At 62.9% G+C, this 23,055-nt stretch carries 21 protein-coding genes and 1 tRNA gene; 10 read left to right on the top strand and 12 right to left on the bottom strand.

Annotation, left to right across the window (positions count from 1 at the left end):
* Positions 1 to 97 precede the first annotated feature (97 nt).
* Positions 98 to 1,939 (bottom strand): phosphogluconate dehydratase, encoded by a 1,842-nt coding sequence (edd, locus tag MRBLMA1_RS01465; protein ID WP_363734620.1) that lies wholly within the window; start codon positions 1,937 to 1,939, stop codon positions 98 to 100.
* Positions 1,932 to 3,392, bottom strand: a complete 1,461-nt coding sequence (gene zwf, locus MRBLMA1_RS01470) for a glucose-6-phosphate dehydrogenase (protein WP_363734621.1) — start codon at positions 3,390 to 3,392, stop codon at positions 1,932 to 1,934. Before zwf ends, edd begins: the two co-directional genes overlap by 8 nt.
* A gap of 231 nt (positions 3,393 to 3,623) precedes the next feature.
* Between zwf and MRBLMA1_RS01475 the strand changes: the two genes are divergently transcribed.
* A tRNA-Leu gene (locus MRBLMA1_RS01475) sits at positions 3,624 to 3,708 on the top strand.
* 89 nt (positions 3,709 to 3,797) lie between these two features.
* On the opposite strand, the gene MRBLMA1_RS01480 is transcribed toward MRBLMA1_RS01475, so the two are convergent.
* On the bottom strand, positions 3,798 to 4,940 hold the full coding sequence (locus tag MRBLMA1_RS01480) for an aminotransferase class I/II-fold pyridoxal phosphate-dependent enzyme (RefSeq protein ID WP_363734622.1): 1,143 nt from the start codon (positions 4,938 to 4,940) through the stop codon (positions 3,798 to 3,800).
* A 54-nt stretch (positions 4,941 to 4,994) separates the two neighbouring features.
* Between MRBLMA1_RS01480 and MRBLMA1_RS01485 the strand changes: the two genes are divergently transcribed.
* Complete coding sequence (locus tag MRBLMA1_RS01485) at positions 4,995 to 5,258, top strand: hypothetical protein (protein WP_133652184.1); 264 nt, start codon at positions 4,995 to 4,997, stop codon at positions 5,256 to 5,258.
* 3 nt (positions 5,259 to 5,261) lie between these two features.
* Here the strand turns inward: MRBLMA1_RS01485 and pgl are convergent, their stop codons facing one another.
* From pgl to MRBLMA1_RS01505, 4 genes are all read right to left on the bottom strand, one after another.
* Positions 5,262 to 5,951, bottom strand: coding sequence for a 6-phosphogluconolactonase (gene pgl / locus MRBLMA1_RS01490; protein WP_363734623.1), 690 nt, complete (start codon positions 5,949 to 5,951; stop codon positions 5,262 to 5,264).
* 46 nt (positions 5,952 to 5,997) lie between these two features.
* Positions 5,998 to 7,002, bottom strand: a complete 1,005-nt coding sequence (gene galE / locus MRBLMA1_RS01495; RefSeq protein WP_363734624.1) for a UDP-glucose 4-epimerase GalE — start codon at positions 7,000 to 7,002, stop codon at positions 5,998 to 6,000.
* A gap of 67 nt (positions 7,003 to 7,069) precedes the next feature.
* The gene (locus MRBLMA1_RS01500) at positions 7,070 to 9,247 is read right to left on the bottom strand and encodes a 3-hydroxyacyl-CoA dehydrogenase NAD-binding domain-containing protein (protein WP_363734625.1); all 2,178 of its coding nucleotides are present in this window, start codon (positions 9,245 to 9,247) and stop codon (positions 7,070 to 7,072) included.
* Positions 9,248 to 9,382: 135 nt separating this feature from the next.
* Complete coding sequence (locus MRBLMA1_RS01505) at positions 9,383 to 10,591, bottom strand: acetyl-CoA C-acetyltransferase (RefSeq protein ID WP_363734626.1); 1,209 nt, start codon at positions 10,589 to 10,591, stop codon at positions 9,383 to 9,385.
* Positions 10,592 to 10,785: 194 nt separating this feature from the next.
* Between MRBLMA1_RS01505 and MRBLMA1_RS01510 the strand changes: the two genes are divergently transcribed.
* On the top strand, positions 10,786 to 12,456 hold the full coding sequence (locus tag MRBLMA1_RS01510; RefSeq protein WP_363735368.1) for an MFS transporter: 1,671 nt from the start codon (positions 10,786 to 10,788) through the stop codon (positions 12,454 to 12,456).
* A 1-nt stretch (position 12,457) separates the two neighbouring features.
* Here the strand turns inward: MRBLMA1_RS01510 and MRBLMA1_RS01515 are convergent, their stop codons facing one another.
* Positions 12,458 to 13,060 carry a nucleotidyltransferase family protein gene (locus MRBLMA1_RS01515; RefSeq protein WP_363734627.1) on the bottom strand — a complete coding sequence of 201 codons (603 nt, stop codon included), beginning with the start codon at positions 13,058 to 13,060 and terminating at the stop codon, positions 12,458 to 12,460.
* Between the two features lie 154 nt (positions 13,061 to 13,214).
* Here MRBLMA1_RS01515 and folE point away from each other — a divergent pair, with 154 nt between their 5' ends.
* From folE to MRBLMA1_RS01530, 3 genes are all read left to right on the top strand, one after another.
* On the top strand, positions 13,215 to 13,823 hold the full coding sequence (gene folE / locus MRBLMA1_RS01520; RefSeq protein ID WP_363734628.1) for a GTP cyclohydrolase I FolE: 609 nt from the start codon (positions 13,215 to 13,217) through the stop codon (positions 13,821 to 13,823).
* Positions 13,820 to 14,662 (top strand): SDR family oxidoreductase, encoded by an 843-nt coding sequence (locus MRBLMA1_RS01525; RefSeq protein ID WP_363734629.1) that lies wholly within the window; start codon positions 13,820 to 13,822, stop codon positions 14,660 to 14,662. Before folE ends, MRBLMA1_RS01525 begins: the two co-directional genes overlap by 4 nt.
* Positions 14,663 to 14,752: 90 nt before the next feature.
* Positions 14,753 to 15,529, top strand: a complete 777-nt coding sequence (locus tag MRBLMA1_RS01530) for an enoyl-CoA hydratase-related protein (RefSeq protein WP_363734630.1) — start codon at positions 14,753 to 14,755, stop codon at positions 15,527 to 15,529.
* A gap of 165 nt (positions 15,530 to 15,694) precedes the next feature.
* Here MRBLMA1_RS01530 and mmsB read toward each other — a convergent pair whose 3' ends face one another.
* The 3 genes from mmsB to MRBLMA1_RS01545 form a co-directional block, all read right to left on the bottom strand.
* Complete coding sequence (mmsB, locus tag MRBLMA1_RS01535) at positions 15,695 to 16,687, bottom strand: 3-hydroxyisobutyrate dehydrogenase (RefSeq protein WP_414714746.1); 993 nt, start codon at positions 16,685 to 16,687, stop codon at positions 15,695 to 15,697.
* Between the two features lie 77 nt (positions 16,688 to 16,764).
* Positions 16,765 to 17,847 (bottom strand): enoyl-CoA hydratase/isomerase family protein, encoded by a 1,083-nt coding sequence (locus tag MRBLMA1_RS01540; protein WP_363734632.1) that lies wholly within the window; start codon positions 17,845 to 17,847, stop codon positions 16,765 to 16,767.
* Between the two features lie 14 nt (positions 17,848 to 17,861).
* Complete coding sequence (locus MRBLMA1_RS01545) at positions 17,862 to 19,004, bottom strand: acyl-CoA dehydrogenase family protein (protein ID WP_363734633.1); 1,143 nt, start codon at positions 19,002 to 19,004, stop codon at positions 17,862 to 17,864.
* Positions 19,005 to 19,114: 110 nt separating this feature from the next.
* Here MRBLMA1_RS01545 and MRBLMA1_RS01550 point away from each other — a divergent pair, with 110 nt between their 5' ends.
* The 4 genes from MRBLMA1_RS01550 to MRBLMA1_RS01565 all read left to right on the top strand — a co-directional run bounded on the left by MRBLMA1_RS01550 (position 19,115) and on the right by MRBLMA1_RS01565 (position 22,510).
* Positions 19,115 to 19,993, top strand: a complete 879-nt coding sequence (locus tag MRBLMA1_RS01550) for a LysR family transcriptional regulator (protein ID WP_363734634.1) — start codon at positions 19,115 to 19,117, stop codon at positions 19,991 to 19,993.
* Positions 19,994 to 20,088: 95 nt separating this feature from the next.
* Positions 20,089 to 20,718, top strand: coding sequence for a class I SAM-dependent methyltransferase (locus MRBLMA1_RS01555; RefSeq protein WP_363734635.1), 630 nt, complete (start codon positions 20,089 to 20,091; stop codon positions 20,716 to 20,718).
* Between the two features lie 68 nt (positions 20,719 to 20,786).
* The gene (locus tag MRBLMA1_RS01560; RefSeq protein WP_363734636.1) at positions 20,787 to 21,719 is read left to right on the top strand and encodes an ABC transporter ATP-binding protein; all 933 of its coding nucleotides are present in this window, start codon (positions 20,787 to 20,789) and stop codon (positions 21,717 to 21,719) included.
* A complete protein-coding gene (locus tag MRBLMA1_RS01565) occupies positions 21,716 to 22,510 on the top strand; it encodes an ABC transporter permease (RefSeq protein WP_363734637.1) in 795 nt (264 codons plus the stop codon). The genes MRBLMA1_RS01560 and MRBLMA1_RS01565 overlap by 4 nt, the downstream gene beginning before the upstream one ends.
* 60 nt (positions 22,511 to 22,570) lie before the next feature.
* Here the strand turns inward: MRBLMA1_RS01565 and MRBLMA1_RS01570 are convergent, their stop codons facing one another.
* Positions 22,571 to 23,026: a universal stress protein gene (locus MRBLMA1_RS01570; RefSeq protein ID WP_363734638.1), complete on the bottom strand. Its 456-nt coding sequence runs from the start codon at positions 23,024 to 23,026 to the stop codon at positions 22,571 to 22,573.
* Between the last annotated feature and the right edge of the window lie 29 nt (positions 23,027 to 23,055).

The following is a 23,055-nucleotide window of genomic DNA, read 5'->3' on the forward strand; positions in this document are numbered from 1 at the left end:
TCCTCCCGTTCGGGCTGAACATGTCAGCGCCCTGCATTTCTCTTCAAGAAAATGAGCAGCCCTTCGACAGGCTCCGGGTGAACGGGAATAATTCAGTTTAAACTTCGGTTTCCATGGCTGCCAGTATGGGCGATGCGCCCGCTTCGGCAAGATCGCTATGGTGGCGGAACAGCGCGAACAATTCGCGGCCGGTGTCATAGGGGGCGGGGGGAGGTGTCGGCATTTCGCGACTGTCCCATTCGGCCGTGTCGACCAGCGCCTCGATCTGGCCGTTCTCGGCACAGACTCGCACCAGATCGCCGTCGCGCAGTTTGGCGATGGGGCCACCGCCCAAGGCCTCCGGCGACAAATGGATCGCCGCGGGCACCTTGCCCGAAGCGCCTGACATGCGCCCGTCCGTCACCAGGGCGACGCGGAAACCCCGATCCTGCAACACGCCCAGCGCAGGGGTCAGCTTGTGCAATTCCGGCATGCCGTTTGCCCTTGGCCCCTGGAACCGCACCACGACGATCACATCGCGTTCCAGTTCACCCGCCTTGAAGGCGCGCAGCACATCGTCCTGATCGTGGAAGACGGCCGCCGGAGCCTCGATGGTCCAGCGCTCCTTGTCGACCGCGCTCACCTTCATGACGCAGCGCCCCAGATTGCCGGCCAGAAGCCGCATGCCGCCGTCCGGATTGAACGCATCGGACACCGGCCGGAGGATCGACAGATCCCGCGATTCGGGCACATCCTTCCAGACCAGCGCTTCATTCTCCAGCACCGGCTCCTTGCCGTAATCCGCCAGGCCTTGCCGCGCTACGGTCAGGATGTCGCCGTGCAGCAGTCCGTTGCCGAGCAGTTCGCGGATCACATAGCTGATGCCGCCCGCCGCATGGAAATTGTTCACATCGCCCGATCCGTTGGGATAAACCCGCGCCAGCAGCGGCACGACGTCGGAAATCTCCGCGAAATCCGTCCAGTCGATGACAATGCCCGCAGCCCTTGCGATGGCCGGCAGGTGGATCGCGTGATTGGTCGATCCGCCGGTAGCCATCAGGCCGATGATCGCGTTGACGATCGCCTTTTCGTCGACGCAGTGTCCCAATGGTCGATAATCATCATTGGACTGTCCCTCCTTGGTCCAACCGATGCGCGACAATTGATGCACCGCCGCCCGCGTCAGCTCCTGTCGCAACTTAGTACCCGGATGGATGAAGGATGCGGCGGGCATGTGCAGTCCCATCATCTCCATCATCATCTGGTTACTGTTCGCCGTACCGTAAAAGGTGCAGGTGCCCGCGCCATGATAGCTGGCGCTTTCAGATTCCAGCAATTCCTCCTTGCCGACCTTGCCCTCGGCATAGAGCTGGCGGATGCGCACTTTCTCCTTGTTGGCGAGGCCGGAAGGCATCGGCCCCGCCGGAACCAGAATGGTCGGCAGGTGCCCGAAACGGAGCGCGCCGATCAGCAGGCCCGGCACGATCTTGTCGCAGATGCCCAGAAGCAGCGCGCCTTCGAACATCGCATGGGACAGGGCGATGGCGGTTCCCAGCGCGATGGTGTCGCGGGAAAAGAGCGACAGGTCCATGCCTGCCTGCCCCTGCGTCACGCCGTCGCACATGGCCGGAACGCCGCCTGCGACCTGCGCGGTGCAGCCGACCTCCCGCGCCGCCAGCTTGATCTGCTCGGGGTAGCGGCCATAGGGCTGATGCGCGGAGAGCATGTCGTTATAGGCAGTGACTATTCCGATGTTCATCGCTCCGCCCGTGCGGATGACAGCCTTGTCTTCGCCGCTTGCGGCAAAGCCGTGCGCCAGGTTTCCACAGGATAGTTGGTCACGATTGGTGCCCGCGTCACGGCCGCGCTCGATCAGGTCCAGATATTTCCGCCGCGATGCTGCGCTGCGCTGCGTGATGCGTTCGGTGACCTTGGCGATCACCGGATGAAGATCAGTCATTCCAACTTGCTCCGTCTCGTTCGATTAGGGCAATGGCTGAGGATGGCCCCCAGTTCCCGGAAGAATAGGGGGAGGGCTTCACGCCCGCTTCCTTCCACCCGTCGATGATCGAATCGATCCACGTCCATTGCGCCTCGACCTCGTCCCGGCGCACGAACAGCGTCGCGTCGCCGACCAACAGGTCCAGGATCAGCCGCTCATAGGCGATGCGGCGGCGTTGCCCGGCAAAGGCGGCGGTCAGCGACACGTCCAGCGTCACCTCCTCCAGATGCACGTCGCGCTCCAGCCCCGGTCTTTTGCTCATGATCAGCAGGCGGATATATTCCTCTGGCTGCAGGCGGATGATGAGCGTGTTCGGTTCCAGGCCGGTTCCGCCGTTGCGCCCGAAAATGGAATGGCGCACCGGCTTGAACTGGATCAATATTTCCGACTGGCGCGTCGGCATGCGCTTGCCCGTGCGCAGGTAGAAGGGGACGCCCTGCCAGCGCCAATTGTCGATATAGGCCTTCAGCGCGACGAAGGTTTCCGTGTCGGACGGCTTGCCCAATTCGTCGGCATAGCCGGTGACGATCTGCCCGCCGACCGCGCCCGGCGTATACTGGCCGCGCACGCTATGGGTCTTGACCGTCTCGGCGGTCATGGGGCGGAGCGAGCGCAACGCCTTCACCTTTTCGTCGCGCACGGCCGTGGGGTCCATGCGCGCCGGCGGTTCCATGGCGATGATCGACAGGATCTGGAGGACGTGGTTCTGCACCATGTCGCGCAAAGCGCCCACGCCGTCATAATAGGAAACCCGGCCTTCCAGCCCCACCGTCTCACCCACGGTAATCTGCACATGGTCGATGGCCGTGGCGTTCCACAGCGGTTCGAACATCACATTGCCGAAGCGCAAGGCGAGCAGGTTCTGGACCGTTTCCTTGCCCAGATAATGGTCGACGCGGAAAATCTGTTCCTCGGCGAACAGGGCGCCGATACCGTCATTCACTTGCTTGGATGATGCCAGATCCTTGCCGATCGGCTTTTCCATGGCGATTCGCGTGCGGGGGGTGATCAGGCCTGCTTCGGCCAGTCCCTGGGCGGTCGGCGCGAAGAGAGACGGGGGCGTCGAGAGATAAACGGACACGCCCTTGTCCAGCCGCCCGTCGAGCCGCTCTGCCAACGCCTTGAACTGGGCGCCATTGCCCGCCTCCACCGGTTGATAGACGATGATGTCGCGCAACTGCTTCGCGACTTCCGCATCATAGCGGTCAGCGGCAAGGAATTTCCGCAGCGCTTTGTCGATATCGTCGCGAAACTGGTCATCGGTCAGTTCTGACCGGCCCGACGCGATGATCAGGAAATCCTCCGGCAGCAGGGCGTCGGCCAGCAGATTGTACAGCGACGGGAAGATCATCCTGTGCGCCAGGTCGCCCGTGGCTCCGAACAACAGGAATGTGGCAGACGGTTCGGTCAAAGGTCTTCCCTTTTCCGTTAGTGTTTCAGGTCTGCACGAAAGCGCCCTTACACTTGGCCGCCCTCGTTACGCAAGCAGGCTATCCCGGCAAGGGTCATCTCGCAACCGCGAGAGGATGGAGGGAGTGTTTTTTGGCTGGACGCTGGCCGCCGATTTTGCCATTGGCGCTCCACCCTTGGCGTTTTCGAGGAAGATGGACCATCTTTCTCGCGGAACGCGGTTGAAGGGCATGCGGGCGTGGTGAAACTGGTAGACGCGCCGGACTCAAAATCCGGTTCCGAAAGGAGTGTCGGTTCGATTCCGACCGCCCGCACCATCTTTTTCGGATCCTGGCATCCGGCTGCCGGCCCGATGCAGGTTGCCTTCATTCATGGCTGGCTGATTTTTCTGCCTTGACCGGGGAGGTCAATTCCTTGCTGCGCCCTGCTGCCTGAACCAGGGGATCATCCGGGTGATGGCGTCTTCCACCCGGTCTGTGGATACAGCGAAGCTGAAACGGATGTGCCTGTGCCCGTCGACCGGGTCGAAATCGATTCCCGGCGCCGTCGCCACCCCGGTTTCGCGCAGCAGTTTCTGGCAGAAGGACAGGCTGTCGTTCGTGAGATGGCCGACATCCGCATAAATGTAGAAGGCGCCGTCCGGGGGAGCGATCTCCTCCAGTCCCAGGGCGGGCAGGGCAGCGAGCAGCAATTCGCGATTGCGCCGATAGGTCGCGACATGCACCTCCAGTTCATCGATGCAGTCAAAGGCCTTCAATCCGGCATGCTGGGCCAGGGAAGGGGGCGTCAGGAACAGATTTCCCATGCGCGCCCGCGCTGTTTCTATCAGATCGGGAGGAAAGACCACCCAGCCCAGCCGCCACCCGGCCATGGAAAAATATTTGGAAAAACTGTTCACGATGATGGCATCCGGCGTGAATTCCAGCATCGACCGTGCAGGTTCGCCATAGTTCAGCCCATGGTAGATCTCGTCCGAAATGATGCGGATAGCGCGCGCCCGGCAAATCTCGGCTATCCGCGCCATTTCATCGGCAGGAATGATGGTCCCGGTGGGATTGGCAGGGCTGGCGATGATCGTTCCGTCCACCCCCGAATCCAGCGCCTCCAGCGCCGCTGCGCTGATCTGATATCGTTCGGCGGATCCGCAGTCGATCTCCAGCGGCTCCAGGTAGAGCGCCTTCAACGTGTTGCGATACGCGACATAGCCGGGCCGGGCCGTCGCGACCCGCGCACCGGGCGCGAACAGGCTGGTCAGCGCCAGCACCAGCCCCGGCGACGCTCCGCACGTCAGCAGGATCTGTTCCGCTTCCACCGCCACGCCATAATATTCGCGATAGTGCCGTGCGATCCGCTCCTTCAGCGCCGGGCTTTCCCAATAGCCCATGGGATCGGTGTCGAGCACGGCATGGGCTGCCGCAATGGCAGCCGAGGGCGCACCCGTGGAAGGCTGCCCGAACTCCATGTGCAGGATGGATCGCCCTTCGGCCTCCAGCCTGTGGGCTTCGCGGCTGATGGCGATGGCGTGGAAAGGGTCGACCTGGGCAATCATGCGCCGCCTCTTATCCGCTCGGCAACCTTGTCACAATTGTTGCGTTGGCGATGGATGAATGAAACCATGCTCGATGCGCTACAATATTATGGCGCAGGCGCCGCCACCATTGCCGCCTTCATCGTCTCCCTCAATCTTGGTCGCCGCGTCACGGGTTGGGCGTTCGTCCTGTTCGTGACGTCCTCCATCGCCCTGATCGGCTGGGGCTTTCTCTCGGAGGACAGCGAAGGCATAGGCTTTCAGAATATAGCGCTGCTCCTGATCAACCTCGTCGGCGTCTGGCGTTATCTCATCTCCCGGCACAAGCCGCGCGACTGAATGTCAGGCCGAAATCCAAACCTCCACCGAAACGGCATGCTGGCATAGCGCGAGCCTGATCGGCAGTTCCTCGACGGGGCCGCCCGCCAGCGCCCGGTCATAGACCGCCCTCTTTGCCGGCCCGCCAATCTGGAGGAAGATATGTCGGCTGGCGAGAATGGCTCTTGCGCTTAACGACAACCGCTGGTGCGGGGCATCGGGCGGCATGACCGCCAGCGTCAGGGCGTCGGTGGAAAGCCCCTCCGCCAGTTCCTTCGCATCGGGAAACAAGGAAGCGGTATGCCCATCCTCACCCATGCCCAGCAGTACGATGTCGAGCGGCCAGGGCAAGCTTGCAAAGGCGGTCTCGCATTCCGCCTGTCCCGCATAGGCGTCCGCCGCATTGTTCTTCATCGGCACGAAACGCGCCGCCGCAGCCTTTCCCCGCAACAGCGTTTCGCGGATCAACCGTTCATTGCTGTCCGCATGGTCAGGAGCGACCCAGCGTTCGTCGACCAGCGTCACGATCACCTTGCCCCAATCCAGGGTCGTGTCGGAAAGAGCCTCCAGCACGGGTCGGGGCGACCGTCCGCCTGACAGCGCGATGGTCGCAACGCCCCGCCTGGCTATGGCATCGTCCAGAATCGTGACGATCCGTCGCGCCATGTCCGTTGCAGCCAGCGCGCCTTCAATGAAAAGATGTTCGGTAGGCATGTCGTTCGATCTCGGTGGACAGGAAGGCGCAGGCAGAACTCGGCGTTCACTCGCCGCGAATTTCGGTCAGCTTGCGCTCCCAGGCGAGGGCGTGGGTGACGATCTGGTCGAGATCGGCGAACCGGGGCGTCCAGGGAAACTCGGCCATGATCGCCCGATTGTCGGAGATCAGCGCATCCGGGTCGCCCGCCCGGCGTCCTTCCATCCGCCGGTCGATCTTGAGGTTCGTCACCCGGTCGACCGCGTCCAGCACCTCCAGCACCGAGAAGCCGCGCCCATAGCCGCAGTTGAGCAGGTAATTCTGCTCCGGTCTGGCCATCAACGCCTCCAATGCCAGGACATGCGCCGCCGCCAGATCGGTGACATGGATATAGTCGCGCACGCCGGTCCCGTCGGGCGTATCAAAGTCCGTTCCGAACACCGAAACATGGCTGCGCTTGCCCAGCGCGGCCTCGACCGCCACCTTGATCAGATGCGTTGCCCCCGCGGTCGATTGCCCGGTGCGCCCTTCGGGATCGGCCCCGGCCACATTGAAATAGCGCAGGGCGCAGAAGTTCACCGCATGCGCCGCGCTGACGTCGCGCAGCATATATTCGGTCATCAGCTTCGACATGCCATAGGGGTTGATCGGTCGCTGCGGCGTGCTTTCCTTGACGGGGCTTTCTTCCGGAATGCCATAGGTCGCCGCCGTCGAGGAAAAGATGAAATGCGGCACGCCCACCGCGACCACGCTCTCGATCAGGTCGCGGGTCTTGGCGCTGTTGTTATGATAATATTTGAGCGGGTTCTCGACCGATTCAGGCACCACCACCGATCCGGCAAAGTGCATCACCGCCTTTATGCCATGGTCCCGCAGCGTCTGCCGGACCAGCGGCTGGTCGGAAATGTCGCCCTCGACGAAGGTCACATCGTCGGGCACCGCCCAGCGGAATCCCGTCACCAGATTGTCGATCACGACCACGCCATAGCCAGCGTCCCGCAGCGCCAATACGGCATGGCTACCGATATAGCCCGCTCCGCCCGTGACCAGAACCGTCGGCATTTCGCTCATAAAAATAAGGTCTCCCCGGAGATATCCGGGAAGACCTAAACTAGTGGGGCAACGATTTACAGCCCATTCACGCTGCGGCGCGAGATGAAGCGGGGCGATAGAAGGTCGCGCCGCTTGCCGCCATGTCCAGCAACTGCGCGGTCGGCGCGAAGCGGTCGCCATGCATGGCGGCCAGTCGCTCCAGAACGGCCACGACATGGCCGATGCCGACCGTGTCCATATGGCTGAACGGCCCGCCGGTATAGGGCGCGAAGCCCCAGCCGAAGATCGCGCCGATATCACCATCCTCCGGCGTTTCCAGCACGCCTTCCTCAAAGCAGCGCGCACATTCGATGAGCTGGCGATAGAGCAGGCGCTCCTTGACTGCCTCCACATCGGGCTGCACGGCGGCGCGGGGGAACATATCCTCCAGACCGGCCCAGAGATGCTTCTTCTGCCCTTCGGGATAGTCATACCAGCCCTTGGCGCTTTTCCGCCCCAGTCGGCCGAGCTCGACCATGCGCGCCATTACTGCGTCGGACGGCTGCGCGACATAGGCATCGCCCAGTTCCTTCTGCGCGGCGACCACGATCTTGTGGCCCAGCTCGATGGAAACTTCGTCCCCCACCGCGAGCGGCCCCACCGGCATGCCCAGTTGCCGCCCGGCATTTTCGATCAGCGCGGGGTTGATCCCCTCGGCCACCATCTCCACGCCTTCCTGCACATAGGTGCCGAAGCAGCGCGAGGTGTAGAAGCCGCGCGAGTCATTGACGACAATCGGCGTCTTCTTGATCTGGGCGACGAAGTCGAGCGCCTTGGCGATGGCGGCAGGCCCGGTTTCCTTGCCAAGGATGATCTCCACCAGCGGCATCTTCTCGACCGGTGAGAAGAAGTGGATGCCGATGAAATTCTCCGGCTTCGACCATGCCTTCGCCAGCCTGGTGATCGGCAGGGTGGAAGTGTTGGAGCCAAAGATCGTATCCGCGCCCAGCACCTCCTCGACCTTCTTGGTCACTTCAGCCTTGATCGCGACATCCTCAAACACCGCCTCAATCACAAAGTCCGCTCCCGCGAGCGCGGCATAGTCTGTCGTGGGCGTCACGCGGGCCAGCGTCTCCGCCATCTTTTCCGGCGTCATGCCCTTGCCCAGGCGCTTCTTCAGCACATCCTCGACATGCGCCTTGCCCTTTTCCGCAAAGGCCTGATCACGGTCGAACAGCACGACCTCGATGCCCGCCTGCGCGGCAACGGTGGCTATCCCTGCACCCATCATGCCCGCGCCCAGCATGGCGAGTTTCCTCGTCGGCGCCTTGGGCTGGTCCTTCGGGCGCCGCGCGCCACGCTCGGCTGCCTGCTTGTTGACGAACAGGCTGCGGATCATGTTCGCCGCCTGCGGATCGGCGGCGACCTTGGCGAAATATTTGCTTTCGACCCGGATCGCCCGATCGATTGGCAGGAAGGCCCCTTCATAGACGGCGGAGAGCAGCGCGATCGGCGCGTTCATGTTACGCTGCGTCTGCTTGAGTGTCATCGGAAGGGCACCCGCCATGGTCTGCACGAAGGCCGGATTGAACCCACCCGCGCCGCCGGGGAATTTGAATCCCTTGACGTCCCATGGCTGAACCGAGGCGCTGGGATTGGCCTTCACCCATTCGCGCGCGGCCTGAACCGCCGTGCCCTGCGGCACGACCTGATCGACGACCTTCATCATCGCGGCGTCAGCTGGGCGGAACAGCTTGCCCTGCAACATGTACATCAGCGACGCCTGCACGCCCATGATGCGCGGCAACCGCTGCGACCCGCCGCCGCCCGGGAACAGGCCGATCAGGATTTCCGGCAATCCAAGCTGCGTCCGGGGACTGTCGCCCACGACACGGCGATGGCAGGCGAGCGCCAGTTCGAACCCGCCGCCGACGCATGTGCCCTCAATGGCGCAGGCTACCGGCTTGCCGCATGTCTCCAGCCGTCGGAACAACTGGTTCAGGACAAAGACCTTGTCGAAGATTTCAGCGGGAGAGGGGCGCCTGCCGCTTTCGCTGACCAGCATGGACCCGAAATATTTCAGGTCCATGCCCGCCATGAAGCCGCTGTCCTTGCCGGATGCGATGACGGCGCCCTTGATCGCCTCTTCAGAGGAGATGCGCGTGATCGCCTCTTCCAGATCGGCTAGGAATTCCGGGCCGATGACGTTCATCGACTGATCGGGAACATCGATCGTCAGGGTGGCAATGCCATCCGCGTCAATGTCGAAAGTGATGGTCTGCATTGGAGGCAACCTTTCCTATCTCCGTTCGTGCCGCTTGGAGGCCGGGCCTGTCGAAGACCGGTATCGAAGCATTTAATCCTTCGACCCGCCATTCCGACAGGCTCGATGGTCACTCGGCACGGACGGTTCCTATGTTCAAACGCGTTCGATGATGATGCCGGTGCCCATGCCTGCGCCGACGCACAGGTTGATGAGCGCGGTGCCCTTGCCGCTGCGCTCCAGTTCATCCAGCGCCGTGCCGAGCACCATTGCTCCGGTAGCGCCCAATGGATGGCCCATCGCGATCGCGCCGCCATTGACGTTGATCTGGCCATGATCGAGGTCCATCGCCTGCATGTAGCGCAACACCACGCTGGCAAAGGCCTCGTTCAACTCCCACAGATCGATGTCGGACTTGCTCATGCCCGCCCGGTTCAGCAGCTTGCCCGCGACGAATTCCGGCCCGGTCAGCATGATCAGTGGTTCCGAGCCGATAGAGGCCATAGCCTTTATCCTGGCGCGGGCCTTCAGCCCATATTTCTCGCCCATCGCCTTGTTGCCGACCAGCACCGCGGCCGCGCCGTCGACGATGCCGCTGCTGTTGCCGGCATGGTGGACGTGATTGACCTTCTCCAGCTCCGGATAGTGGAGCAGCGCCACGGTGTCGAAGCCGGGCATTTCCTCGCCCAGTGCCGCAAAGCTGGGCTTGAGTGCGGCCAGCGACTGCATCGTTGCGTCCGGCCGCATATGTTCGTCATGGTCGAGCACGACCTGGCCGATCACGTCCTTGACCGGCACGATCGACCTGGCGAAGCGCTTCTCATCCCAGGCCGCCTTGGCGCGGCGCTGGCTTTCGACGGCATAGGCGTCGACATCGTCCCGGCTGATCCCGAACTTGGTCGCAATCACGTCGGCGCCGATGCCCTGCGGCGCGAAATAGGTCTTGTATGCGACCGCGGGGTCCATCGCCCAGGCGCCACCATCCGACGCCATCGGCACTCGGCTCATCGACTCCACCCCGCCACCGATGGCAAGTCCTGCCTCGCCGGAATAGACCTTCGCGGCCGCCATGTTCACGGCCTCCAGCCCCGAAGCGCAGAAGCGATTGATCTGCACGCCCGGCACGGTCTGGGCATAATCGGCATTCAGCACCGCGACGCGGGCAATGTCCGCGCCCTGCTCGCCCACCGGGGTGACGCAGCCCAGGATGACGTCATCGACATCCGCGGTATCGATTTCCGTTCGGTCTCGTACCGCTTCCAGCATCTGCGTCGCCAGCTGGATGGGGGTGATTTCGTGCAGCGACCCGTCGGCCTTGCCCCGGCCTCGGGGCGTCCTGACGGCATCATAGATATAGGCTTCCATGCTATTCGTTCCTCTCCGCTGGGCGCCGGATGTTCGCTGCGAATGTATTTACGTTTACGTAAAGTGCAAGTCTCAATCGCCACCCCGCCCGACCGTAACGTCATCGGGCTGCGACGGTTGCTCTGCATCAACCGGCTGATCGCTTTGTCATTTTACCGATTCGCGGATTTGACCCGTTGGCCTTATTCCGCTTCATGGAGGGCGTGTCAGAATCGGACCCTTCCCAAGCGCCTTCGCCCTTGTCGATCCCGATCTTCCGGGCGATCTGGTGGGCCAGCCTCGCTTCCAACTTCGGCGGGCTGATCCAGTCGGTCGGCGCGCAGTGGATGATGACCTCATTGTCCGCCTCGCCCCAGATGATAGCTCTGGTTCCGGCCGCGACGACACTGCCGATCATGTTGCTCTCGCTTTGGGCAGGCGCCGTGGCGGACAATAGTGACCGGCGCGTGGTGATGCTGCTGTGCCAGCTTTTCATGCTCCTCGTTTCCGCCCTGCTGGCTCTGTTCGCCTGGATGGGGTGGGTGACCCCATGGGCGTTGCTGGGCTTCACTTTCCTTGTCGGCTGCGCCACCGCGATCAACGGACCGGCCTGGCAGGCGTCAGTGGGGGACATGGTGCCCAGGGCGGCCTTGCCCAACGCCGTTTCGCTCAATTCCATGGGTTTCAACATGGCGCGCAGCATCGGGCCGGCGCTGGGAGGGGTGATCGTGGCGGCGGCCGGTGCGGCGGCGGCCTTCCTGGTCAACGCGATCAGCTATGTGGGTCTGGTTGCGGTGCTCGCCCGCTGGCGTCCTGAACGGCCACCTCAGCTCCTTCCGCGCGAACGCATCGGTCTCGCGATGCGGGCCGGAGTCCGCTATGTCGCCATGTCGCCCAATATCCAGATCGTCCTGCTGCGAAGCGCGGCGTTCGGCATCGGGGCAAGCGCGGTGTCGGCGATGATGCCGCTGGTCGCGCGCGACCTGCTGGGTGGTGGAGCATTGACCTTTGGCGCGCTCAGTGGGGCCTTCGGCATCGGTGCGGTGCTGGGGGCGTTGTCGACGGGGCAGTTGCGACGCCGTTTTTCGGTCGAGGCCATTGTCCGCTCGGCTGCCATCGCCCTGGCGGCCGGGACGATGCTGATGGCCGTCAGCCATTGGCTGGCCCTGGCGCTGGCGGGTTTGCTGCTGGCGGGTGCCGGCTGGGTGGTCGCCCTTTCGACCTTCAACGTTTCCGTCCAGATGTCGGCGCCCCGCTGGGTCGTGGCGCGCGCCGTGGCTCTCTATCAGATGGTGGCCTTCGGCGGCATGGCCGGCGGCGCATGGCTGTTCGGCACGCTGGCGGAGGATCATGGCGTGCTCGTAGCGCTCTACGGCGCGGCGGCTGTCCAGTTCGCCTCGGCCATGATCGGATATATCCGGCCGCTCGCGCAAATAGGCGAACAGAATCTCGATCTTCAAAATCTGTGGCGGGAACCGCAGACGATGGTTCCGATCGAGCCCCGGAGCGGTCCTGTCGTCGTCACCATAGAATATCGCATAGCTGCCGGATCGGTGGTGCCCTTCCTTGCAGCGATGAGCGAACGTCGCCGCATACGCCGTCGCGATGGCGCCCATGGATGGTCGCTGCTGCGCGATCTGGGCGATCCGGAACTGTGGCTGGAGCGCTATCATGTGTCCACCTGGCTGGACTATGTCCGCCACAACAGTCGCCGGACGGTGGCCGACAGGGCGAACAGCGAAGCGATCCACGCCCTACACTGTGGGGCCAATCCGCCGATCGTGCATCGCATGCTGGAACGTCAGACGGGTTCGCTACCGCTTGGGCGTTCGGCCGATCCGCGGGAAATGGGCGATCCCATGACCGATCCCACCCGTTCCAGCTGATCTACGATTTCGGCTCCGTCCGTGGCTCAGGATCCAGATCCTCGGGCGTGTCGATGTCCCGCAGGTTGGCACCCATGGTTTCGATCTGCACACCGTGGCTGAGCAGCGCCCTTGCCCCCTGGTCGCCGCGCAAGGCCAGAAGTTCGGGAAAATGCTTGCGCCCGATGAATGCGGGGGGCGAGGATGAAAAGCCGTCGGTGCTCGCGACGACGGATCGGATGTCCTCGGCCGCGAGGCAGATCCGGTTGTAATGCGTCTGGGGCACGTCGGGCATGTCCGCCAGGCAGACCAATATGCCGCGGCATTTTCGTATCGGCATGACATGTTCGACGGCGCGGATGATGCTGCCCGACATGCCGTCTTCCGGACGGTCATTGACGATGATGGTATAGCCGCGCCGTTCCAGCCGGCGATGCAGGACCGGGGCCTGGCTTATGGGACGCACCACCGCCACCAATTCCCCAAAGATCATGGAGGCGATGGTTTCCAGCGCATGGACGAAGACGGCCTTTCCGCGCAGGTCGGCCATCAGCTTGTCTTCTTCCCCGAAACGGGAGGAAGTGCCCGCTGCAAGGAGGACGGCGGCGATCTGTTCGGTCCGCATGGTTCCGCTGCGATGATGTGTTGCGACCCCGGTTCACCCGGTTTGGTCAGCATGTGCCACCGACGGCATGGCATGTCCAGCTTGGCAAAGGGGGCTGGCGTTCGTGCGAATCAGTCGCCATATGCCGCTGAGCAACAGAGGAGTGGTGCCGTCCATGGAATATGATCCCGACGCGGAAACTGCGGGCGAGTCGGTCAAGATCCCGGTTCCCGCGAACGTGGCCGATGCTATCCGGACATTGATCCGCTGGTCTGGCGACGATCCGGAGCGGGAAGGACTGATCGAGACGCCTGAACGCGTGGCACGCGCGTGGAAGGAATATTGCCGGGGTTATGAAGATGATCCGGCCTATCATCTTTCGCGCATCTTCCATGAGGTTGGCGGTTATGACGATGTCGTCCTGTTGAAGGACATTCCGTTCCAGTCGCATTGCGAGCATCACATGGCGCCCATCGTGGGTGTTGCGCATATCGCCTATCTGCCTGGCCAATATGTCGTGGGGATATCGAAGCTGGCGCGCGTGCTGCACGCGTTCGCCCATCGCCTTCAGGTGCAGGAGCGACTGACTTCGGAGGTCGCCAATTGTATCTGGGAGAATCTGAAGCCCCAGGGCGTCGCCGTTGTGGTCGAAGCGACGCATGGTTGCATGACCGGTCGGGGCGTTCGTACGCCCAACGTCGTCATGAAGACCAGCCGCATGCTGGGCGTGTTCCGCGATGATGAGAAGAGCCGTGAAGAAGTGCTCAAGCTGATTGCATCGTGACCGAGCCGGAAGTTCCTGCCTATCGGCCCCTTGGGGGCTCCCGGCAGCGCGAGGAACAGGCCGGCGCGCGTCCGCTGGCGCAAAAGCGGCTCGTGCTGGTGACGGGCGGCCATCGGCGGCTGGGTGGCATCATCTCCGCCGCATTCGCGCAGGCCGGCTATTCGCTGGCGATCCACGGCAGTCACGATACCCGGCTGGATTCCCATCTGGCGCTGACGCTGGAAGATAATGCGACTGAATGGGACGGCTTCACCGTCGATTTCGCCGATCCGGAAGGGGCGGAGGAGTTGGTGGCGCTGGTGGCTGAGCGCTTTGGCAGGCCGCCGGACGTGCTCGTCAACAGCGCGGCGATATTCGGACAGGATCGGCTCGACAGTGTCAATGCCGGCGACCTGATGCGCCATTATGCCGTCAACTGCGCCGCGCCCACGCTGCTCACCAAAGCCTTTGCCACGGTTCCTGCGGGAACGGGCGATCGGTGCATCGTCAACATCCTCGACCAGCGGATCGACCACCCGCATGGTGACCAACTCGCCTATACGCTTTCGAAAATGGCCCTGGCGGGACTGACGCGGCTCTCCGCCTCCACACTGGCGCCGCAGATCAGGGTCAATGCCGTCGCGCCGGGTCTTACCATCGCGACGCCGGATTATGACCACGATCAGATGGAAAGACTGTCGACCCTGATGCCGCTGGCGCGTTTGCCGCAGGCGGAGGAGATCGCCCAGGCCGTGCTCTATCTGGCGGGTGCCAGCGCCGTGACGGGCCAGACGCTCTACATCGACGGTGGCGCGCATTTGCGAAGCTATGACCGGGATTTCATGCATCTGTGCCGATAGCGGCTGCGAAGATGCGGCTCCTCAAGGACTGGCCAAGCGCCGTCTCGCTGCATAGAGCGGATCGCAATGGGTCAATGAAGGGAGACTGCAATGGCATTCGAAACGATCCTGGTCGAACAACGGGATGCGGTGACTTTGGTCACGCTCAACCGCCCGCAGGCGCTGAACGCGCTGAACAGCCAGGTGCTGAAGGATCTTGGCGCAGCCTTTGCCGCCTATGATGCCGATCCGGCACAGCGTTGCCTTGTCCTGACCGGCAGCGAAAAGGCCTTCGCCGCGGGCGCCGACATCAAGGAGATGGTGGAGAAGGAAGCAGCGGACTTCTTCCTGGAGGATTTCTTCTCCGGCTGGCAGAGCAAGGTCGTCGCGACCCGCAAGCCGTGGATTGCTGCTGTTGCCGGTTTCGCGCTGGGCGGCGGGTGCGAACTGGCGATGATGGCGGACTTCATCCTGGCGGCCGACACGGCGAAATTCGGTCAACCCGAGATCAAGCTGGGCGTAGCGCCGGGCATGGGCGGGTCGCAGCGCCTGACCCGTGCCGTGGGCAAGGCGAAGGCGATGGAAATGTGCCTGACGGGCCGCATGATGGGCGCGGAAGAGGCGGAAAGCGCCGGGCTGCTCGCCCGGATCGTTCCCGCCGCCGAACTGCTCGACGATGCGCTCAAGACCGCCGCGACCATCGCCGGCATGCCGCCCATGGCCGCGATGGTGAACAAGGAAATGGTCAATCTGACATTTGAGACCGGGCTGGCCCAGGGGATATTGACCGAGCGTCGCCTGTTCCAGATCCTGACCGCGACCGAGGACAAGAAGGAAGGCATGGAAGCCTTCGTCGAAAAACGCGCGGGCGTCTGGAAGGGGCGCTGATCGGCGGGAGGGCGCGCCCTGGAAGCGCGCCTTCGCTAGAGCGATTTCCAAGCGATCGGAACCGATCGCTGGTTAAGAAATCGCGGAAAACAAGGAATCAGAGCGGCGATCTGATTCAATCAGATCGAAACCCGCTCTAAAATCGCTGAGGGAGGGGTAGGCCGCTTACTTCCCCTCCAGCATCTCGATCATCAGCGAAAAGTCCCGCGCCGCTTCGCCGCGATTGGCGAGCAATTGATAGAGCGACTCGGCGGCATTTCCCATCGGGACGCTCGCCCCCACCGAAGCGGCCGCTTCACTAGCCAGCTTCAGATCCTTCAGCATCAGCCCGACGGCGAAGCCGCCCTGATAGCCATTGTCTGACGGGCTTTGCGGCCCGACACCGGGCACCGGGCAATAGCTGGTCATCGACCAGCTCTGCCCAGACGACACGCTGGAGATATCGTAGAAGGTTTGCGGATCCAGGCCGAGCTTCTTCGCCATGGCAAAGGTTTCGCAAGTCGCGACCATCGTCGCGCCCAGCAGCATGTTGTTGCAGATCTTGGCGGCCTGGCCATTGCCGGCGCCGCCGGCGTGGATCACCGCCTTGCCCATGGCGGACAGGATCGGCTTGGCTCGGCCGAACGCCTGATCGGTGCCACCGACCATGAAGGTCAGCGTGCCACCATTGGCTGCCGCGATACCGCCTGAAACCGGGGCATCGACCATTTCGAACCCTTTCTTGGCGGCAGCCTCCTCCACGCGCCGCGCCGTCGCGACATCGATGGTCGAACAGTCGAGGAACAGCGCATCCGCCTTCGCCGCGTCGAAGACGTCGCCCGTGTAGACGCCCTCCACATGCTTGCCCGCGGGAAGCATGGTCACGACGGCATCGGCGCCCGCAACCGCCTCCGCCGCGCTGGCGCAGCGCACCGCGCCGGCTTCGGCCGCCTTGGCCAGCGCCTCTTCCGACAGGTCGAAGGCCCGCACGGCAAAGCCGTTCTTCAGCAGGTTGACGGCCATGCCGCCGCCCATGTTGCCCAGGCCGATAAAGGCGATTGTCTGGCTCATTTCAGGCACTCCTCCTGTCTTGGAGCGCGCTGCGTCAAGCCCGACGCAACTGTGCGCTCCCGTTCTTCCTTGCCGCATCCGACCTTGCAGAGGGCCTTTCGTCGCCATTCTGCGCGATGCGCCAGATTCCTAAGTTTCCGCGACTTCCTGATCAGCGACCGATTGCAATCGCCTGCACATCGCCTCTAACCGTCCAGTTGCGGCAGCGGCGTCCATTCCTTTTCCGGGGGCAGGGGCGCGAACAGGCTGTCGACAAGTTCTTCCGTCACATCCTGCGGCCGGGCCGGGCTCCATTTCGGCGCATTATCCTTGTCGAAGATGACGGCCCGCACGCCTTCAATGAAATCAGGACGGCGGATGACATGATAGCCGATGCGATATTCATTGCGCATATTGTCCGCAAAATCGGTGAAGGCCGCGCCCTCCACCATCTGCCGGAGCGCGACCTTGACCGTCTGTGGGGACTTGGTGGCGAGGGTGGCCGCCTGCTCCCGCGCCCAATCCGATCCGTCCGCTTCCAACGCAGCCAATATGTCCTCGAGCCGATCGGATGCGAAGAGGCGGTCTATCTCTTCCCGATGTGCTTCCCAGGCTGAGGGTGGTGGCACCTCGGCCATCTCATCCAGGATTTCCGCCAATGCATGGGGGCTGGCAATGATCCGGGCCTTCACTGCTTCCAGCTTATCCGACGCCATATAGTGGGTGGCGATGCCGATGGCGGCGCAATCCGCGCCCTTGATCCGCGCACCGGTCGTGGCAAGCCAGACCCCGGTCCGTCCCGGCATGCGCGGCAGGAACCAGCCGCCGCCCACGTCGGGGAACAGGCCGATGCCCGTTTCCGGCATGGCGTAGGTCGTCCGCTCCGTCGCAACGCGATAGCGCGCCGGATCGGAAATCCCGACGCCGCCGCCCATGACAATACCGTCGATGAAGGCGACGATCGGCTTTTCATAGACGAACAGCAGATGATTCATGCGATATTCGGTGAAGAAGAAGCGCTCGGCTTCGGAACAGTCGCCCTTGGCGCTGTTGGCGATCATGGCGATGTCGCCCCCGGCACAGAAACCGCGTGAGAGCCGGGGATCACCATCGGGCGAAGGCGCATGGTCGAGCATGACGGCAACGACCGAATGATCCGTTCTCCATGCCAACAGGGCATCGATGATGGCGCTGCACATCTGCGTGTTCAACGCATGGATTGCCTTCGGCCGGTTCAGCCTGATGCGTCCCACGCCATTGTCGACGGAAATCAGAACTTCATCAGTCATAAAATCTCCCGCGCTCATTGTCGCAGCATGTCGCGGGCGATGATCATGCGCATCACCTGGTTTGTGCCTTCCAGGATCGAATGCACGCGCAGGTCACGCCAGAAACGTTCAATGGGATAGTCCATCAGATAGCCATAGCCGCCATGCAGTTGCAGCGCCCGGTCGACCACGGAGGATCCGGTGTCGGTCGCCAGCCGCTTGGCCATGGCGGCGAAGCGTGTCTTGTCCGGCGCATTCTCCGTCACCTTGACGGCCGCTGCATAGAGCAGGGTGCGCGCCGCCTGCAATTCCGTTTCCATGTCTGCCAGCATGAATTGGGTGTTCTGGAAATCGGCTATGCTCTGGCCGAACTGCTTGCGCTCCTTGGTGTAGGCAAGGGTTTCGTCGATGCAGCGCTGGGCGCCGCCGAGCGAGCAGGCCCCGATGTTGAGCCGGCCGCCGTCCAGCCCCATCATCGCTATGCGGAAACCTTCGCCCTCACCACCGACCAGATTTTCCACCGGCACCCGCACGCCATCGAAATTGACCTGGGCGGTCGGCTGCGAATGCCAGCCCAGCTTGCGCTCCAGCGCGCCGAAGCTGACCCCGGGCATATCCTTTTCGATGACGAGGCAACTGATGCCCTTCGGCCCTTCGTCGCCGGTGCGGACCATGACGACATAGATTTCATTTTCTCCGCCGCCGGAGATGAACTGCTTGGAGCCGGTGACGACATAATGATCGCCGTCCCTTGCCGCCCGCGTCTTGAGCGCCGCTGCGTCGGACCCCGAGCCCGCTTCGGTCAGGCAATAGCTGCCGATCCGCTCCATCGGTACCATGGAAGGCAGATATTTGTCCTTCACCACCTTGCTACCGAAACGGTCGATCATCCAGGAAGCCATGTTGTGGATCGAAATGAAGGCGCTGGTCGACGGGCAGCCATAGGCCATCGCCTCCATGATCAGCGCCGCCTCCAACCGTCCAAGGCCGATGCCGCCGGACTCTTCCGATACATAAATGCCGCCAAAACCCAGCTCCGCCGCAGCGCGGATGGTGTCGCGGGGAAAGATATGCTTTTCGTCCCACTCCGCCGCAAAGGGCGTGATCGCATCAGCGGTGAACCTGCGCGCCATCTCCTGAATGGCCAACTGGTCCTCGGTGAGATCGAACTGGCTCACAAACTCTCCTGACGTGCGATTTGAACTTCCCTCTAGATATGATGCGGAATTGCACGCAACAACGCAGTTTTGCATAGCATCCCCGCGATTTTGCAGTTAGCGGGCGATGAATGTTCGATTGGGACGATCTCAGGGTATTTCTGGCCGTGGCGCGTACGCGCAAGATCGCGCCGGCAGCGCGGTCCCTGGGCATTGATGCGACGACGATCGCCCGGCGGCTCGCCCGTCTGGAGCGCGCTCTGGGGCCTGAACTGTTCGAAATGGGGGCGGGCGAGCGCATATTGACCGCGCACGGACAGGCGCTGCTGCGCCACGCCGAGAATGTGGAAAGCGCGGCGCTCGCGGCCATGGAGGAGGCGACGGGGCGAGGGCATCATCTGGGGGGCCAGGTGCGCCTGTCCGTGGCGGAGGGGTTTGGCACCTGGGTGCTGGCGCCGGGCCTTGCGGATTTCAACCGGCGCCATCCGGGCATCCGGCTCGATCTCATCACGGCATCGGGATTTCTCAATCCTTCGAAGCGCGAAGCCGACATGGCGGTCATGCTGGCGCGTCCGCAGCGTGGCCGGCTGTCGGTTCGGCGGATGGGCGACTATCGCCTGCATCTCTATGCGTCTCCCGCTTATCTGGCTAAGGCCGGAACGCCGCGCAATCCCGCCGACCTGCGCGCTCATGTGCTGGTCGGCTATGTGCCTGAATTCATCTTTTCGCCCGAACTCGACTATCTGGATGAGGTGGAGGCGGGGCTGGAGGCCAGTCTGCGCGCCACCAGCATCAACATGCAGCATCGCATGATCGCCGAAGGCGCCGGCATCGGCGTATTGCCCGATTTCATCGCCGCCCATGATTCCGCCCTGGCGCCGGTCATCGCCGATCAGGTGGAGATCATGCGCAGTTTCTGGCTGGTCACCCATGGCGACCTCAAGAAACTGCCGCGCATTGCGGCCGTCGCGCAATGGTTGCAGGATCGTATCGAAACCTTGAAAGCATGAGGGCGCTTTGCCAACCGGCTGCCTAAAATTCATCGACGACGCTTGTCCGGCTCGCTAAGGGAGTCCCATGATACGAACATGGTCGCGTTTCGCTCATGCAGCATAAACCAAGGTGGAGTCGGGCAGTTGCCCTGCCCAACAGCGACTTTCGCACGCGGGCGGCCGAATATCTGGATTTCCTGGCCGCTTGGGTGAAGAAACCGCGCCAGACCGCCTCCGTCGTTCCCAGCAGCCGATATCTCGCCAGATTGATGGTGGAACATATCGATCCGGAGGATGGTCGCGTGATCGAGCTGGGCGGCGGCACGGGCGTTTTCACGCGCGCCATATTGGGCACTGGCCTGCCGCCTGAAAAGCTGGAGGTCGTGGAGATCAATCCCGCCTTCGCACGCGGGCTAAGGCGTCACTTTCCGCATGTTTCGGTGCTGGAAACGCCCGCCCAGATCGTTTCCACGGCAACCGCGGGAGAGGCGGGGGAATATCAGTCGGTGATCAGCGGCCTGCCGTTGCTGGCCATGGACCGCCAGATGCACGCCGACATCCTGTCCGAAAGTTTTCGCATGCTTCGTCCGGGCGGGGCCTTCATCCAGTTCACCTATTCCTTGCGCCCGCCGGTGCATCGGGAAATACTGGATGCGCTCGGACTGGACGTGGTCCGGATCGGGCAGACGGTTCGCAACTTCCCACCCGCCACCGTTTTCCGCTTTTTCCGCAAAGGCGAATAGACGGCGGTTGCGCCCGGGGCGCGGCACCCTATCTTTGCGCTTCAAAGAATAGGGGGGCATTGCCGCGCATGGCGTCCATCATCACCGTTTCCGGCCTGACCAAGAGCTATGCTTCGGGTTTTCAGGCGCTCAAGGGCGTCGACCTGGAGATAGAGGAGGGCGAGATATTCGCGCTGCTTGGGCCGAACGGCGCCGGCAAGACGACCATGATCTCCATCATCTGCGGTAATGTAAGGCCGACCGGCGGCACCGTCACCGTAGCCGGGCACGACATCATCCGCGCCTATCGCGGTTCGCGATCGGCCATCGGGCTGGTGCCGCAGGAACTGCACACCGATGCCTTTGAGCGGGTGATCGACACCGTCACCTTCTCCCGCGGCCTGTTCGGCAAGCCGCGCAACGACGCCTATATCGAGAAGGTGCTGCGCGACCTCTCGCTCTGGGACAAGCGCCACAGCAAGATCCTGGAACTGTCCGGCGGCATGAAGCGCCGCGTGATGATCGCCAAGGCGCTCTCGCATGAACCGCGCGTGCTGTTCCTGGATGAACCGACCGCGGGTGTCGACGTCGAATTGCGGCGGGACATGTGGAAGTTGATCGGGGAACTGCGCCAGACCGGCGTCACCATCATCCTTACCACCCATTATATCGAGGAGGCGGAGGAGATGGCCGATCGCGTCGGCGTCATCAACAAGGGGGAGCTGGTTCTGGTCGAGGAGAAGACCGCTCTCATGAAGAAGCTCGGCAAGAAGACGCTGACGATCGTGCTGGCGGAGCCGCTGTCCGTCGTCCCGCCGGAGCTTGGCGAATGGCAGGTCACACTGAAGGCGGACGGCCATGAGATCGAATATATATTCGATACCCAGGCGGAGCGAACCGGCGTGTCGTCCCTTTTGCGCAGGCTGGGTGACCTGGGTCTGGGCTACAAGGATCTCAACACCGAACAGAGCAGCCTGGAGGATATCTTCGTCAGTCTGGTCCATCAGGAGCAGGCGGCATGAGTGGCTTCAACTCCGAGGGCGCAAGCCGTTTCAACCACCGTGCCATCTGGGCGATCTACAAGTTCGAATTGCACCGTTTCCGCCGCACATTGCTGACCGGACTGCTGGTGCCGGTGATCACCACCTCGCTCTATTTCGTGGTGTTCGGCGGCGCGATCGGTTCGCGCATGACGCAGATCGACGGCATTCCCTACGCGGCTTTCATCGTGCCCGGTCTGATCATGATGTCGATGTTCACCGAGAGCATCTTCAACGCGAGCTTCGGCATCTACATGCCGAAATTCACTGGCACCATCTATGAACTGTTGTCGGCTCCCGTTTCGGCGGTGGAGACGATCATCGCCTATGTCGGCGCGGCGGCTACCAAGTCGCTGATCGTCGGCACCATCATCTTCGTCACGGCCCATCTTTTCGTCGACATCCATGTCGCCCACCCGGTCGCGATGGTCGCCTTCATGATGCTGATCGCCATCAGCTTCTGCCTGTTCGGTTTCATCCTGGGCATATGGGCGCAGAGTTTCGAGCAGTTGCAGGTCATCCCCCTGCTGCTGATCATGCCGATGACCTTCCTGGGCGGCGCCTTCTATTCTATCCATATGCTGGCGGAGCCGTGGCGAACGATCACGCTGTTCAACCCGATCGTCTACCTCATCTCCGGTTTCCGCTGGACCTTCTTCGGACGGGGTGATGTCAGCATCGAGTTCAGCCTGCTGTTCGTCGCCGGCATGCTGGCGTTGTGCCTGGCCGCGATCGGCTGGATGTTCCGGACGGGCTATCGCCTCAAGAAATAGCGAACGGGCAGGCTCCCCTCTGACGCCGCTGCCCGGATTCGGGATCGATGGCAGGACGGTTCAGCTCAACCGGTCGATCGCCTCTGCATCCAGGCCGCCGGGAATGATCATGATCGGGCAGGGCAGCTTGCCCGCATCTGCACCCGCGAAGTGGGAGACCAGGACGCCCGGATGGCCACTGGCGGCCGCGCCCAGCACCAGTGCCGCGACATCGTCCATTTCATCCAGCGTGCGGCGTACGATCGTCACCGGATCCCCCTGGCGCACGGTGATGCTGGGACGGATGCCGGATTCGTCGGTCAGCGTGCCAGCGGCGCTTGTCACCAGGGCTTCGGCGCGCTGAAGTGCCTCATCCTCCATGGTTGCCTGCACGCCGCCCCACTGGACGAACTCGGCAGGGGGAATGAGGGCCAGGATGCGAACCGCACCGGCCGTCTTGGCGGCCCGTCGCGCGGCGAAACGGAGCGCCGTCTCCGCCTCTGGTGATTCGTCCACCACAACCAGATATGTCCGCATCTGCTGCGTCCCCACAGAGTAACGACCAT

Source organism: Sphingobium sp. LMA1-1-1.1, from assembly GCF_040676365.1.
In the GTDB taxonomy this organism is placed as follows: Bacteria; Pseudomonadota; Alphaproteobacteria; order Sphingomonadales; family Sphingomonadaceae; genus Sphingobium.

Bases quoted from the DNA above. Each gene is read 5' to 3' on its own strand.
- edd (WP_363734620.1), bottom strand. From the start codon at position 1,939: ATGACTGATCTTCATCCGGTGATCGCCAAGGTCACCGAACGCATCACG.
- MRBLMA1_RS01480 (WP_363734622.1), bottom strand. From the start codon at position 4,940: ATGATTGCCCAGGTCGACCCTTTCCACGCCATCGCCATCAGCCGCGAA.
- MRBLMA1_RS01485 (WP_133652184.1), top strand. From the start codon at position 4,995: ATGAATGAAACCATGCTCGATGCGCTACAATATTATGGCGCAGGCGCC.
- pgl (WP_363734623.1), bottom strand. From the start codon at position 5,951: ATGCCTACCGAACATCTTTTCATTGAAGGCGCGCTGGCTGCAACGGAC.
- galE (WP_363734624.1), bottom strand. From the start codon at position 7,002: ATGAGCGAAATGCCGACGGTTCTGGTCACGGGCGGAGCGGGCTATATC.
- MRBLMA1_RS01500 (WP_363734625.1), bottom strand. From the start codon at position 9,247: ATGCAGACCATCACTTTCGACATTGACGCGGATGGCATTGCCACCCTG.
- MRBLMA1_RS01505 (WP_363734626.1), bottom strand. From the start codon at position 10,591: ATGGAAGCCTATATCTATGATGCCGTCAGGACGCCCCGAGGCCGGGGC.
- MRBLMA1_RS01510 (WP_363735368.1), top strand. From the start codon at position 10,786: ATGGAGGGCGTGTCAGAATCGGACCCTTCCCAAGCGCCTTCGCCCTTG.
- MRBLMA1_RS01515 (WP_363734627.1), bottom strand. From the start codon at position 13,060: ATGCGGACCGAACAGATCGCCGCCGTCCTCCTTGCAGCGGGCACTTCC.
- folE (WP_363734628.1), top strand. From the start codon at position 13,215: ATGGAATATGATCCCGACGCGGAAACTGCGGGCGAGTCGGTCAAGATC.
- MRBLMA1_RS01530 (WP_363734630.1), top strand. From the start codon at position 14,753: ATGGCATTCGAAACGATCCTGGTCGAACAACGGGATGCGGTGACTTTG.
- mmsB (WP_414714746.1), bottom strand. From the start codon at position 16,687: ATGGCGACGAAAGGCCCTCTGCAAGGTCGGATGCGGCAAGGAAGAACG.
- MRBLMA1_RS01540 (WP_363734632.1), bottom strand. From the start codon at position 17,847: ATGACTGATGAAGTTCTGATTTCCGTCGACAATGGCGTGGGACGCATC.
- MRBLMA1_RS01550 (WP_363734634.1), top strand. From the start codon at position 19,115: ATGTTCGATTGGGACGATCTCAGGGTATTTCTGGCCGTGGCGCGTACG.
- MRBLMA1_RS01555 (WP_363734635.1), top strand. From the start codon at position 20,089: ATGCAGCATAAACCAAGGTGGAGTCGGGCAGTTGCCCTGCCCAACAGC.
- MRBLMA1_RS01560 (WP_363734636.1), top strand. From the start codon at position 20,787: ATGGCGTCCATCATCACCGTTTCCGGCCTGACCAAGAGCTATGCTTCG.
- MRBLMA1_RS01565 (WP_363734637.1), top strand. From the start codon at position 21,716: ATGAGTGGCTTCAACTCCGAGGGCGCAAGCCGTTTCAACCACCGTGCC.
- MRBLMA1_RS01570 (WP_363734638.1), bottom strand. From the start codon at position 23,026: ATGCGGACATATCTGGTTGTGGTGGACGAATCACCAGAGGCGGAGACG.